Here is a 13,449-nt window from a genome sequence, read left to right on the forward strand (position 1 = left end):
CGCCAACAAGATGTACGCGGGACCAGTCGACACAACGGTCGACGTATGCTGCGGGGGTCGGGATCGCGCCGTAGATTCGCCGCATGCCCGATGGTGCAACCCAGCGACTCGCCGAATTTGTGTCCCGTGCCCACTTTGGCGACCTGCCGTCCGAAGTGGTATCGCACTGCGAGCGTGCCGTGCTCGAATGGCTCGGGAGCGCGTTGGCCGGCTCCCTCGAACGACCGGCGATCCTGGGCCGACGGGTAGTACAGCAACTTGGCGACTCGGACGCGTGCAGTGTCTTTCCGGCGGAGCGGAGTTCTGCCGCGGGGGCCGCCCTGGCGAACGGTGTGGCGTCGCATATCCTCGAACTCGACGATGTGCACAAGGGCTCAACCTTGCACGCGGCGGCCCCGGTGATTCCGGCGGCCCTCGCGATGGCGGAGCGGGAAGGGGCGTCCGGTGAGGCGTTCCTGCTCGCGGTTGCGCTCGGGTACGACGTCGCGCTGCGCGTGGGCGAGGCGGTGAACCCGAGTCACTATCGGTTCTGGCATCCCACCGGAACCGCGGCGACGTTCGGGGCGGCGGCTGCCGCGTCCTCGCTGCTCGGCCTCGACGCGACCGGCGTACGCGATGCGCTGGGGAGCGCCGGGACGCAGGCCAGCGGGTTGTGGGAGTTCAACGCCGACGGGTCCATGAGCAAGCACCTCCACCCGGGAAAGGCGGCGATGAACGGCGTGCTCGCCGCGGATCTGGCGCATGTGCAGTTCACGGGCGCGTCGCGCATTCTCGAGGGAGAGCGCGGCTTCTTCCGTGCCACCGCCCAGGCGGCCGATCCCACACGCATCACGGAGGCGTTAGGCACGCACTGGAAGGTGACCGAGAACTGCTACAAGCTGCATGCCTGTTGTGGGCACACGCACTCCGCGATTGACGTGGCGCTGGAGCAGCGGGCCGCCTGGGGATGGAGCGGGTCGGAAGCCGTGGCCGACCTGCACGAGGTGATCGTCGAGACCTATGGGCCCGGCTACGAGATTGTGAAGGAGGCTAATCCGAAGACGCCGTACCAGGCCAAGTTTTCCCTGGCCTATGTGGTCGCGGTGGCGTTGCTCGAAGGCCAGGTGGGCCTGGGACAGTTCGGGGCGTTGCGGTTCGGGCCCGATGGGGTCGTGGAGGTGGACGCTGCCGCGCTGCTGGAGCGGATCCGGGTCCGCGTCGCTCCGGACCTCACGTCGCGATACCCGGCCGAGTGGGGGACGCGTGTGACCTTTGTGCACGCGGACGGACGGCGCGAGCAACGCGAGTCGGCATTCCCGCGCGGCAATCCGGAGCACCCCGTCTCGACCGACGTGCTGAGGGAGAAGGCGCGGGCACTGTTGGCCGCACGGTTCAGGTCGGGAATCCCGGAGGCTGCCCTGGCTTGGGTCGACGGCCTTCGCGAGGCGCGGGACATGAGGAGCCATACGCGCAGGCTGATGACGGCGATTGTCGACCTCACGGCGCGCCGTGGCTGAGATCAATCCGAGAGCCGCCGATCACCACACCCTTCGCGAAGGGGTGCGTGCCGCCTGTGCGCCGTTCGACGGGGCGTACTGGCAGCGTGTGGAGCGCGAGCGCGGGTATCCGGTGGAGTTTGTCGACGCGTTGACGCGGGCGGGCTGGTTGGCGGCGCTCATCCCGGAGGCGTACGGGGGAAGCGGGTTGTCGCTCACGGAGGCCTCGGTGATCCTCGAGGAAGTGAATCGCTCGGGGGCGAACAGCGGGGCGTGCCACGCGCAGATGTACACGATGGGATCTGTCCTGCGGCATGGGTCCGATGCACAAAAGGCGAAATACCTGCCGGCCATCGCGCGTGGGGAACTGCGGCTCCAGTCGTTTGGGGTCACAGAGCCGACCAGTGGGACGGACACGACGCGGTTGCGCACCACCGCGGTGCGGCGCGGCGACCGGTACGTGGTGAATGGCCAAAAGGTGTGGATCTCGCGCGTGCAGCACAGCGACCTCATGCTGCTGCTGGCCCGCACGACACCCATCGAGCAGGTCGCCAAGCGCTCACAGGGGTTGTCTGTGTTTCTCGTGGACGTGCGGGGGGCGACGGAGCGCGGGCTGCGCATTCGCCCGATCGAGAACATGGTGAACCACGAGACGAACGAACTCTTCTTTGAGGATGTCGAGGTCCCGGCGGAGAACCTGGTTGGCCGGGAGGGCGACGGCTTTCGGATCATATTGGACGGGATGAACGCCGAGCGGATCCTCATCGCCGCCGAGTGCATTGGGGACGGCTACTGGTTCCTGGACCGGGCGCGTCAGTACGCAAGCGAGCGGGTCGTCTTTGAGCGGCCGATCGGGCAGAACCAGGGGATCCAGTTCCCGATCGCCCGGGCGTATGCCAACGTGCGCGCGGCCGACCTGATGCGGTACGAGGCGGCGGCGCTATTCGATGCGGGTCGGCCGTGTGGGGCCGAAGCCAACATGGCGAAGTTGCTGGCGGCGGACGCCTCGTGGGAAGCGGCGAACACCTGCCTGCAGACCCACGGGGGGTTCGGCTTTGCCGCGGAATACGACGTGGAGCGCAAATTCCGGGAGACGCGGCTCTACCAGGTGGCGCCGGTCTCAACCAACCTCATCCTCTCCTACCTGGGCGAACACGTGCTCGGGATGCCCCGTTCGTTCTGACCATGACCCTGACACGCAGTATGTTGTTTGTCCCGGCGACGCAGCCGGCGATGATGGCGAAGGCGGCGCGGAGTGCCGCCGATGCGGTGTGCCTCGACCTCGAGGACGCGGTGGCGCCGGCGCTCAAGGCGGAGGCGCGCGGCGAGGCGGTGCGGGCCCTGCGCGAGCTGGACTTTGGGGGACGGCTGCGGATCGTGCGGGTCAATGCGGTCGATACGCCGTGGGCGGCCCGCGACCTGCTCGCCGTCATGGACGGCGCGGCCGGCCGCGTGGACGCCATCATGTTGCCCAAGGCTGGGGCCGCGCGCGACATCCACTTTGTGGACGCGCTGCTCAACCAGCTGGACGCTGCGGCAACGAGCCCGCGGCGCGTGGGGATCATCGCGCAGATCGAGTCCGCCGCGGGGTTCGTGCACGTGAATGCCATCGCGGGCGCCTCGCCGCGGCTCACGACCCTGGTCTTCGGGGCGGGGGACTACGCCGCCTCGATGCGCATGCCGCTGGCCAACATCGGCATGCGAGATGAGTTCGACGCTGCGGTGCCCGGCGACCGCTGGCACGCGGTGATGCATGCGATCGTCGCCGCCGCGCGTGCGCACGGACTGGCCTGCTGGGATGGTCCCTACGCCAACTACACGGACAGTGCAGGGCTCAAGGAGGCGTGTCGCCTGGCGCGCGCGATGGGCTTCGACGGCAAGCAGTGCATCCATCCGGCCCAGCTCGCCGTCACGAACTCCGTCTTTTCCCCGTCCGAAGCGGAAGTCACGCGTGCTCGCGAGGTCGTGGCGGCGTGGGAGGCGGCTCAGGTGGGCGGGCAGGGCGCCGCCGGGATCAACGGGGTCATGATCGATGCGGTGAACGTGCGGATGGCCCGCACCATCCTCTCGACGCACGACGCCATCACCCTGGGAGCCGCCCAATGAGCGAATCCGGCCGATGTTATGAGGACTTTGTGGTTGGCGCCATCCTGCGCCACCCGCTGGGACGCACGGTAACCGCAACCGACAACACCTGGTTCTCCCTGCTCACCAACAACTCGAACCCGATCCACTTCGATCGACATTATGCTGCGCAGACCGAGTTCGGGCAGCCGCTGATGAACTCCACCTTCACCCTCGCGCTCGTGGTGGGCCTGTCGGTGAGTGACATCTCGCGGAACGCCGTCAACCTGGGCTGGCAGGAGGTGACGCTGCCCAACCCGGTCTTCGAGGGCGACACGATCTACGCGCAGTCGGAGGTCCTCTCGAAGCGCGACTCCAGGTCGCGCCCGCACATGGGGATCGTCGAGGTGAAGTCGACCGGGTACAAGCAGGACGGCACCGTGGTCATCGAGTTCCGGCGCAGCGTGATGGTGTACAAGCGCGGCCACGCCCCGGAGCGCCCCAACCCGGTGGTCGCCGGGTGACGCGTCCCCTCGAGGGGCTACGCGTCATCGCGGTCGAGCAGGCGGTAAGCGCGCCGTTCTGCACTCGGCAGTTAGCCGACCTGGGCGCGGACGTCATCAAGATCGAGCGCCCGGGCGAGGGGGACTTTGCGCGCGGGTATGACCAGGTGATGCACGGAGAGTCGGCCTACTTTGCCTGGCTCAACCGCGGCAAGCGCAGTGTGGAGCTGGATATTCGCGCCGAGCCCGGGCGATCGCAGCTGGGTACGCTGGTGCGGGGCGCGGACGTCTTCGTGCACAATCTGGTCCCCGGGGCCATCGAGCGATTGGGACTGGGCTATGACGCGGTGCGGGCCGACGCCCCGCGGCTGGTCTGGGTAGGCATCTCCGGGTTTGGGCCGGATGGGCCGTATCGCGACCGGAAGGCCTATGACATGCTGGTCCAGGCCGAGGCGGGGATCGTCTCGATGACCGGCACGCCGGAGGCACCGGCCAAGGTGGGGATCAGTATCGCGGACATCGGGAGCGGGATGTACGCTTACTCGAGTATCCTCGCGGCGCTGTTACGCCGTGCGCAGACCGGGGAAGGGAGCCGCATCGACATCTCGATGTTTGAATGCATGACCGAGTGGATGACTCCACCGCTCTACAGCTGGCTCGGCGCCGGTCGCGTGCCCGCGCGAACAGGAATCCGTCGCAACATGATCGTGCCATACGGCGCGTATCCCTGCGCCGACGGCGACGTGTTGTTCGCCATCCAGAGTGACGGGGAGTTTCGTCGGTTGGCGACGGCGGTGCTGCTGCAGGCCGAGCTGGCCGACGACCCACGCTTCGCGACGAACGCCGTGCGCCTGGCCAACCGGGGGCTGCTCGAGGCCCTGATCGAGGCGTCGTTCGTCGAGCTGACTGTGGACACCGTCGTGGAACGGCTCGATGCGGCCGGGTTGGCCAGTGCGCGGGTGAATGATGTGCCGGCCGTCGCGGCGCACCCGCAACTCGTGGCGCGCGACCGCTGGGTGACGGTGGATAGCCCGTCGGGGATGCTCCCGGCCCTGCGTCCGCCGCACAACATCGCAGGGGTGGATGCACCCATGGGGCGCGTGCCGGCGTTAGGCGAGGCGACGCAGGCCGTGCTCGGCGCGCTGGAGGCTCAGGGCAGGCGCTCGTAGGTCGCGAAGGTCACCCCGGTGGTCTTTCCCGTGCCGTCGTCCCGCATGTACATCACGGCGATGGTGTTACCGTCGGGCGTGAGCACATTCGTGAGCAACTGCGTGACCTTGCCGTTGTTCTTGTTCACGATCTCGTTGATCCGGTCGGTGATCCGAATGACGGCGGCGTGGGTCTGCCCGCGGTTTCCCGTCACCGGCATGTCCTTGCCGTCGAAGTCGGTCGTGTACCACCAGGTGGTAGTATCACCGCGCGCACTCACGGACTGGATGGTCACCTTCATGCCGGCGGCCCCGTGGGGCTCGTAGGTCATGATGTTCGAACTCGGGGCCGGCGCGTCGCTCTTGAGCTTCCAGCGTCCGAACCTCGGATTGCCCGGCTGGGCCTCTGCTGGGGCTGCCGCCGCCAGGGCGAGGGCGAGAACCACGAAGGTGGGACGCATCAGGGGACCGTTGGGGTGGGTTTCTTGCTCGTCAGCTCGGCGACCATGGCCTCGAACGTCTTTCGCTGGCCGTCGTCCGCGCTGACCAGCATGGTGAGACGGTCGAAGGACTGTTGCGTGAGCCCGTGTGCCTTCAGCGCGGCGGCGATGTCCTTGCGGAGCTGCTCTCGCATCCGCGCCTGGTCCTCGAGCTTCTTGGTCCGGGGATTGGCCATTTCTGCATGCGCCTTGTCCCGGATCTCGGTCACGGCGACCCAGGCCTTGGCGAAAGCGGTCATGGAGTCCGGTTGGGTGGTGACAGTCGCGCCCGCCTGGGCGTCGGCACTGGACGGGGCGAGGACGGGGGTGACGACCGTCAAGCAGAGCAGGAGGAGGCCGCGCATGGGCTGGGTGGGGTGCCCCCGAAGCGGGCCGCCGGGAAGGTTCGGACGCCCGATTCGTGGTTCGAGCGGAATGTAGGCTTGTGGCGAGGGGCGTCAACATATGTCTATATGCGACTTGCGGATACGTGGTCCGCGGCCGAAGTTTTGCGGTTGGTTGGACAGGCTCCAGGAACACCCCTCCCAAGGCGTGGCATGAAGACCCTCGTGACGACCGCGGCCGCCGTTGGCGCGCTCCTGTTCATTCCGGACCTCGGTGTGGCTCGCCCGGCGCCAGCGACGAGCATCAGGTTCACGGCCCCTGAATTGAATGCGGTCGTCAAGCAGTATTGCCAGGGGTGCCACTCGGATCGCCTTAAGCGAGGCAACCTCACTCTTGCATCCTTCGACGTGGCCCGCCCGCACGAGAGTGCGGACGTCGCGGAGAAGGTGATCGGCAAGCTGCGGACGGGGATGATGCCCCCGCCGGGATCCAAACGACCGAGTGCGGACACGGTGGCGGCGCTGATCGATGCCCTGGAGACCCAGTTGGATTCGGCGGCGATGGCGCACCCCGATCCCGGCTATCGCACCTTTCAGCGACTGAACCGTCCCGAGTATGAAGCCGCAATCCGTGACCTGCTGACGCTCAAGGTGGATGCGTCCGCCTACCTGCCGCCGGACACGAAGAGCGAGAACTTCGACAACATCGCGGACGTGCAGACGCTTTCGCCGATGTTGCTGGAGGGGTACCTCCGCGCCGCATCGGACATCAGTTGGATGGCCGTGGGGAATCCGCGCGCGACCTCGGCGGCAGCCACGCTGACCGTGCCGCGGACCGCCTCGCAGGTTGACCACGTCGAGGGCGCGCCGTACGGGACGCGCGGCGGAGTCTCCGAGGTGCATGTCTTTCCGGCGGACGGCCTCTACGCGTTCACCTTGAACTTTTTCCACGAGACGACCGGCGCGTACGCTGGGGGCCTGGTGCGGGGAGAAGCCATCGAGGTCTCGATTGACGGAGAGCGCGTCGCGCTGGTGCACATCGATCGACACATGCATGCCTCGGATCCCAACGGGGTGTCCATGGCGACCGATCCGGTGAAGGTGACAGCGGGTCCGCATCGGGTGTCCGCCGCGTTCATCCCGCCAGCGTTCCAGGGGGTGGTGCAGGACCTGATCTCCCCGCTCAAGTGGTCACTGAACAGCACCTCCAACGCCACGGCGTACGGATTCACGCTCCTGCCGCACCTGCGCGACTTGGTGATCAATGGTCCGGTGCAGACGACCGGGGTTTCCGAGACGCCGGTGCGGCGCCACATCTTCACCTGCAAGCCGTCCAGCGCGACGGCAACGCGTCCGTGTGCGCGCACGATCCTCACGCGCCTGGCCACGCAGGCGTATCGTCGGCCGGTGGTCGAGAAGGATATCGCCGCCCTGTTGGCCCTCTACGATGACGGGGCACGCAACGGAGGCTTTGAGAACGGGGTCCGCAACGCGCTCGAGGGCATCCTGGCGTCACCGGACTTCTACTTCCGTTTCGAGCGGGCGCCGGCCACCGCGAAGGCGGGGAGCGCCTGGAAGTTACGGGACGTGGACCTGGCGTCGCGACTTGCCTTCTTCCTGTGGGCCTCGCCGCCCGATCGTGAGTTGGTGACGGTCGCAGCAGCCGGTCGGTTGTCGAACCCGGTAGTGCTGGAGCGTCAGGTGAAGCGCATGCTGGCCGATCCCCGCGCCGAGGCGCTGGCCACGCGGTTCGCGGCGCAGTGGCTGCGCCTGCCGGACTTGGCGATGGTCCAACCGGACGTCCGCCAGTACCCGGACTTTGATGAGCAGCTGCGCGACGCGATGCGCAAGGAGACCGAGCTCTTCTTTAAGAGCCTGGTCGACGAGGACAAGAGCGCGATGGAGTTGTACACGGCCGACTATACGTACATGAACGGACGCCTCGCCGAGCACTATGGGATGCCAGGCGTGGCGGGGAATGAGTGGCGGAAGGTGAAGTACACCGATAGTCGGCGCGGGGTGCTCGGACATTCCTCTGTCCTCACCCTCACCTCCCATGCGACGCGCACCTCGGCGGTCGAGCGCGGGAAGTGGGTGATGGAGGTGCTGCTCAACTCACCCCCGCCGCCCCCGCCACCGGGAGTGCCGGACCTCGAGGCGACTCCGGGGAACGACGGGGCGCGCATCCTGACCGTGCGTGAGCGGATGGAGCAGCACCGCAAGAACCCGGCATGTTCCTCGTGTCACAAGATGATGGACCCGATCGGCGTCGCCCTGGAGAATTACGATGCGACGGGCCGCTGGCGTGCGCGGGACAACGGCACCCCCGTCGACCCTCGCGGCGAATTGTGGGACGGGAGCCAGGCCCAGAGCCTCTCGGACCTGTCGACCGCGCTGACCAAGCGCAAGGAAGTGCTGCTCCGCACCTTTACCCGCAACCTGATGGCGTATGCGGTCGGGCGGCGCGTCGAGGCGCACGACATGCCGACGATTCGCGGCATCGTGCGCGCGGCGGAACAGAAGGACCACAAGATGTCCGCCTACATCATGGGGATCATCAACAGCCCCGCGTTCCGCATGCAGCGTTCGGAGCCGGTGGCCGACGCGAAGGTCACCAGTCCATGATGACCGCCCCGTCACCCGGCAAAGGACGGAGCTCCCTGTTGTCGCGCCAGCCGTTCCCCAGCGAAGGCCGGGGCCCGGAGTCGTTCACCCGACCACCGATCGACCGATGAGCCACATCCTCAAGCAGCCGCTCCCCCGTCGCACGTTCCTGAAGGGGATGGGGGCGACGATCGCCCTGCCGTACCTCGAGGCGATGACGCCATTTCGTGGAACCAGCGCCGCCGCCGCAGGGGGCGAAACGGTTGATCGCGATGGAAATGGTGCATGGGGCCGGCGGATGTTCGCCGTTTGGTCTCGCGAACAACCTCTGGGTTCCGGTCGGCACCGGGGCGACGTTTGACCTCAAGGGGACCTCGCTGTCGCCGCTCGAGAAGTGGCGCAAGTACGTCACCATCGTGTCGAACACCGACGTGCGCATGGCGGAAGCCTACAAGTCCGAGGAGATTGGCGGCGACCACTTCCGGTCGAGTGCCGTCTTCCTGACGCAATCGCACCCGACGCAGACCGAGAGCTCCGACATCTTCGTCGGGACCTCGCTGGACCAGATGTATGCGCGCCGCTTTGGACAGGATACCCCGATCCCGTCGATGCAGCTGTGCATCGAGCCGCAGGATCGTGCCGGTGGCTGCGCCTATGGCTACTCGTGCGCGTACACGGACACGATCAGCTGGGCCTCACCGACGGACCCGCTCCCCATGATCCGAGACCCGCGCGTTGCGTTTGAGCGCCTCTTCGGGACCGGGGGCACCGCGGCCGAGCGTTCCGCACGGCTCAATGCGACCAAGAGCATTCTCGATTGGGTCACCGGGCGCGTGGCGGAACTCAAGCGCGAGTTGGGCGCGAGCGACCGGCAGCGCATGGATCAGTACCTTGAGACCGTCCGGGAAATCGAGCGCCGCATCGAAAAGGTCGAAGCCCGCAACTCGTCCGGCGAAGAACGACAGCTCGCGGGGGCCCCGACCGGGGTGCCGGATTCGTTCGATGAACATGTCAAGCTGTTCATGGACCTGCAGGTGCTGGCCTTCCAGTCAGACATGACGCGTGTGTTCTCGTTCAAGCTCGGGCGCGACGCGTCGGCGCGTGTGTATCCGGAAAGCGGCGTGTCCGCCGGCTTCCATCCGGCATCACACCACGGGAACAACCCGCAGCGGGTGAAGGAGTTCGCCGAGATCAATCGCTATCACGTGGGCATGCTCCCGTACCTGATGGAGAAGCTCCATGCGGTGAAGGAAGGGGACGGGACCCTGCTGGACCAGACCGCGATCATTTATGGGTCGCCGATGGCCGACGGCAACACGCACAACCATCGACGGTGCCCGCTGCTCTTCCTCGGTGGGGCGGGTGGCGTGCTCAAGGGCAACCTGCACCTGAAGGCGCCGGACAGTACCCCGATGGCCAATGCGATGCTCGGTCTGCTGCAAGGCATGGGGATGAACGACATCGAGTCGTTTGGCGATTCCACCGGCTGCTTCACGTTCTAACCCTCGACTCAGGGACCCCCGTCATGATTGGTTTGCGCGCATTGGTTGCGGCTGCAGGATTCGTGTTGTTCACCACGGCGTCCCTGCCAGTCACCCCGCTGGCGGACGCCGCGATGCGGCGCGACGCGGCGACGGTGCGTGCCCTGGTGGCCCGCGGCGCCGACGTGAATGCGGCGCAGGGCGACGGGATGACGGCGCTCCACTGGGCCGCGCGATTCAACCAGGTGGAGGTCGCGAACCTCTTGCTGCGTGCCAGGGCCAATGTGTCGGCCGCCACGCGCATCGGAGGCTATACCCCCCTGCACGTTGCCGCCGAGAATGGGGCGGGTGAGGTCGTCGCCCTGCTGGTCAAGGCGGGCGCCAATCCGAATGCAGCCGGATCGGTGGGGGTGACCCCGCTACATCTGGCCGCCCTCTACGGGGATGCGCGCGCCGTGAAGGCGTTGCTCGATGCGAAGGCCACGGTGGATGCACGTGAGCCGCAGTGGGGCCAGACGCCCCTGATGATCGCGGCGGCCAAGGGGCGGCTGGAAGCCGTGAAGCTCCTCCTCGCGGCTGGTGCAGACCATAAGGTGGCGGCGAAGGCGATGGACGTCATGGCGTCCGCCGCGATCGACCGACAGTCGAAACAACGGCGCAACCAGGTGCTGGCGGAAGCGCGTGAACAGGAAGGGGCGAAAGACAAGGCCGGTTGGCAACCGAAGCCCAGCGTGGTCCAGAAAGCGGTGCAAGCCGCCATGCAGGTTGACAACCAGGTCGCAACCGCCGCCGCCCTCGACGGCGCCGCCCAGGCGCGTGCCGCCGAAGAGCAGCGGCTGATGGCGCAGGGCGGGCCCGGACTCGACGACGACGCCCCGGGATACACCGAACTGATCGGGGCCCAGGGTGGCCTTACCTCGATGCTGCTCGCGGTCCGCGAGGGACATGTGCCCGTCGTGAAGGCGCTGGTCGAGGCAGGGGCCGACATCAACCAGGTGAGCGCGGGGGACAAGTCCTCTCCGCTCCTCATGGCGACGATCAATGGCCACTACGACCTCGCCCTCGAATTGATCAAGGCCGGCGCCAACCCGAACCTGTATTCGGACGCAGGCGCCGGGCCGCTTTATGCCGTGTTGAACAAGGAGTGGGCGCCCACGACCCGCACGCCACAGCCCGCTTTCCAGCTGCGCCAGTCGAGCACCTATCTCGACGTTGTCGCCGCGTTGCTCAAGGCCGGCGCCAACCCCAACGCGCGCCTCAAGCGGTCGTTGTGGTACACCACCTACAACCGCGACAACTTGCGTGTGGACTTCGCCGGTGCCACGCCACTGTTCCGGGCCGCCTATGCCACGGACGTTGAGGCGATGAAGCTGCTGGTTGCGGCCGGGGCAGATCCTGCGGTGGCGACAATCCGTCCGGCGCCACGCGCACGTCGCGGCGATCCCGCGGCGAGTGCCACTGGGGCCATGCCAGCGGCACCGCGCACGGACCCTTCGGGGCTCCCCGCGGTTCCGGACGGAGGCCCCGGCGTGTACCTGCTGCACGCCGCAGCTGGGGTTGGCTACGGACAGGGATTTGCCGCCAACGATCACCGCCATGTACCCGATGGCTGGCTGCCTGCGGTGAAGTACATCGTGGAGGTGCTTGGCGCTGACGTCAACGCCCGGGACTACAGCGGCTACACCGCGGTCCACCACGCCGCGTCCCGCGGCGACAACGAGATGATCAAGTACCTGGTCTCCAAGGGTGCTGACGTCACGGCGGTGTCACGCTCGGGCCAGACGACGGCGGACATGGCGAACGGCCCGGTACAGCGCATCAATCCGTATCCCGAGACCGTGCAACTGCTGATGAGCCTCGGCTCGAAGAACAACAACAAGTGCGTGAGCTGCTGAGCGCCGGCCGCAGCGGCGCCACTGGCGCCTTGGGCGCGCGGCGCGCGATAATGTGGCTTCACAACCCCCTCCCCAGAGGACCCCGATGATGAAGACCCGTGTGATCCGCGGCCTGGCCGCGTTGGCGGCATTCACCGCCGTCGCCTGCAGCCGCGGTGGCTCGGCCGGTGGCGCGCCGACCCCGTCCGGCGCGAGTGCGATGGCCATGCCGGCCGACGTGACCCCGTCCAACGTTGCGTTAGGCGACTCGCTGTTCAACAATGGCGGCTGCATGCGCTGTCACGGTGCCAAGGGCATCGGTGGCGCGAACGGCCCCGCGCTCAACGACGCCCAGTGGGTCCAGCTCAAGACTGGAGCCTATGACGAAATCGTCGGGATCATCACGAGTGGGGTGCCCGCCGCGAACATCAAGGATCCGTCGCGCAAGAACCCGATGGGAGCACGCGGTGGTCGCATGGCGCTGACCGACCCGCAGATCAAGGCGGTCGCGGCCTACGTCTACTCAATTTCGAGGAAGTAGCCGGGCGCGTCACGTGCAGGGGAAATGCGAAGGGGGCGAGGAGCCGACGATCGAGTCGCTCCTCGCCCCCTTGTTCATGCAGCCTGTGCAAACGATGGTGCCAGCCTGCCCTCTGCCGTCTGACCTCTGGCTGGTACCTACTTCGCCATCGCCCTGAACTGCTCCACCGCCGCGTTCACCTTGAAGTCGATCGCCACCTTCCCGATCTCGGCGGACGCCTTGGTCGGGTCACCGTTCACCCCGGAGTCCGGGCTCCCGCCACTCGGCGCCAGCTTGCCCTTCCGGATTCCGGCCGCGTGGACATAGAGCAGCTGTGACGTATCGCTCGTGCCCGCGTGGCTCCCGACCGTCGCGTTGTCCCAGCCGTACTTCTGCTGCAGGTAATCACGAATCAGGATGCGACCCTTCTGGTAATAGTCCACCAGGGCGTAGACCTTCACGCCGCTCCCGGCCCATTCGGCGTTCACGGTGTTCGCCACCGCCGTCATCCCGGCCTGGTTTCCGCCGCTGTCGCCGATCAGCAGGATGTTCGTGAAGCCGTGCACCTTGAGGCTGCGCACCGCGGCGTCCAGCAGGCGGTCGTAGCTGGGGGAGGGGAGCGTGATCACCCCGGGCTTGTCGCCAAACCCCGGGCGGTTGTAGTCACCTTCGGGCACGTACTGGAGCGTGGGCGCCACGAGCGCATCGCCAAGGACACGGGCGATCTCGCCGGCGGCGAAGGTGACGATGTAATTGTGCTTCCCCATGATCATGTGGGGGCCGTTCTGCTCGGTGCCGCCGATCGGGATGATGATCGTCTTCTTGCCCCCGGTGATGGCATCGCGGACTTCGGTCCAGGTCATCGCCTCGATGAATGGGGCGCCGAGCGTGGGTTGGGCACCGGCCCCGCGAGTGATGGCGAGCGCAGCGAGGGAGGTGAGTAGCAGTCGTCGCATG

The 13,449-nt window shown here is 67.2% G+C and carries 11 protein-coding genes and 1 pseudogene; 9 read left to right on the forward strand and 3 right to left on the reverse strand.

All coding sequences use genetic code 11. From position 1 onward, the window contains the following. Nucleotides 1-83: 83 nt before the first annotated feature. The 5 genes from IPK85_16140 to IPK85_16160 are packed head-to-tail and all read left to right on the forward strand — an operon-like array spanning nucleotide 84 to nucleotide 5,211. Nucleotides 84-1,496, forward strand: a complete 1,413-nt coding sequence (locus IPK85_16140) for an MmgE/PrpD family protein (GenBank protein MBK8248911.1) — start codon at nucleotides 84-86, stop codon at nucleotides 1,494-1,496. A gap of 1 nt (nucleotide 1,497) precedes the next feature. Next, on the forward strand, nucleotides 1,498-2,658 hold the full coding sequence (locus tag IPK85_16145) for an acyl-CoA/acyl-ACP dehydrogenase (protein MBK8248912.1): 1,161 nt from the start codon (nucleotides 1,498-1,500) through the stop codon (nucleotides 2,656-2,658). 2 nt (nucleotides 2,659-2,660) lie between these two features. After that, nucleotides 2,661-3,581, forward strand: coding sequence for a CoA ester lyase (locus tag IPK85_16150; GenBank protein ID MBK8248913.1), 921 nt, complete (start codon nucleotides 2,661-2,663; stop codon nucleotides 3,579-3,581). Beyond that, nucleotides 3,578-4,063, forward strand: a complete 486-nt coding sequence (locus IPK85_16155; GenBank protein MBK8248914.1) for a MaoC family dehydratase — start codon at nucleotides 3,578-3,580, stop codon at nucleotides 4,061-4,063. The genes IPK85_16150 and IPK85_16155 overlap by 4 nt, the downstream gene beginning before the upstream one ends. Further along, nucleotides 4,060-5,211 carry a CoA transferase gene (locus tag IPK85_16160; GenBank protein ID MBK8248915.1) on the forward strand — a complete coding sequence of 384 codons (1,152 nt, stop codon included), beginning with the start codon at nucleotides 4,060-4,062 and terminating at the stop codon, nucleotides 5,209-5,211. The genes IPK85_16155 and IPK85_16160 overlap by 4 nt, the downstream gene beginning before the upstream one ends. On the opposite strand, the gene IPK85_16165 is transcribed toward IPK85_16160, so the two are convergent. Both IPK85_16165 and IPK85_16170 read right to left on the reverse strand, forming a co-directional pair. Next, nucleotides 5,193-5,651 (reverse strand): hypothetical protein, encoded by a 459-nt coding sequence (locus IPK85_16165; GenBank protein MBK8248916.1) that lies wholly within the window; start codon nucleotides 5,649-5,651, stop codon nucleotides 5,193-5,195. The genes IPK85_16160 and IPK85_16165 overlap by 19 nt on opposite strands. Then, nucleotides 5,651-6,034 carry a DUF4168 domain-containing protein gene (locus tag IPK85_16170; protein MBK8248917.1) on the reverse strand — a complete coding sequence of 128 codons (384 nt, stop codon included), beginning with the start codon at nucleotides 6,032-6,034 and terminating at the stop codon, nucleotides 5,651-5,653. The genes IPK85_16165 and IPK85_16170 overlap by 1 nt, the downstream gene beginning before the upstream one ends. Before the next feature lie 192 nt (nucleotides 6,035-6,226). Here IPK85_16170 and IPK85_16175 point away from each other — a divergent pair, with 192 nt between their 5' ends. From IPK85_16175 to IPK85_16190, 4 genes and pseudogenes are all read left to right on the forward strand, one after another. Continuing rightward, the gene (locus tag IPK85_16175; GenBank protein ID MBK8248918.1) at nucleotides 6,227-8,638 is read left to right on the forward strand and encodes a DUF1592 domain-containing protein; all 2,412 of its coding nucleotides are present in this window, start codon (nucleotides 6,227-6,229) and stop codon (nucleotides 8,636-8,638) included. Nucleotides 8,639-8,744: 106 nt separating this feature from the next. Further along, nucleotides 8,745-10,119 (forward strand): annotated as a pseudogene (locus IPK85_16180) (DUF1552 domain-containing protein). Nucleotides 10,120-10,142: 23 nt separating this feature from the next. Next, nucleotides 10,143-11,993 carry an ankyrin repeat domain-containing protein gene (locus IPK85_16185; GenBank protein ID MBK8248919.1) on the forward strand — a complete coding sequence of 617 codons (1,851 nt, stop codon included), beginning with the start codon at nucleotides 10,143-10,145 and terminating at the stop codon, nucleotides 11,991-11,993. A gap of 85 nt (nucleotides 11,994-12,078) precedes the next feature. Then, the gene (locus tag IPK85_16190) at nucleotides 12,079-12,513 is read left to right on the forward strand and encodes a cytochrome c (protein ID MBK8248920.1); all 435 of its coding nucleotides are present in this window, start codon (nucleotides 12,079-12,081) and stop codon (nucleotides 12,511-12,513) included. A 137-nt stretch (nucleotides 12,514-12,650) separates the two neighbouring features. Here IPK85_16190 and IPK85_16195 read toward each other — a convergent pair whose 3' ends face one another. Next, complete coding sequence (locus IPK85_16195) at nucleotides 12,651-13,448, reverse strand: creatininase family protein (protein ID MBK8248921.1); 798 nt, start codon at nucleotides 13,446-13,448, stop codon at nucleotides 12,651-12,653. Between the last annotated feature and the right edge of the window lies 1 nt (nucleotide 13,449).

The organism is Gemmatimonadota bacterium (assembly GCA_016712265.1).
GTDB lineage: Bacteria > Gemmatimonadota > Gemmatimonadetes > Gemmatimonadales > Gemmatimonadaceae > RBC101.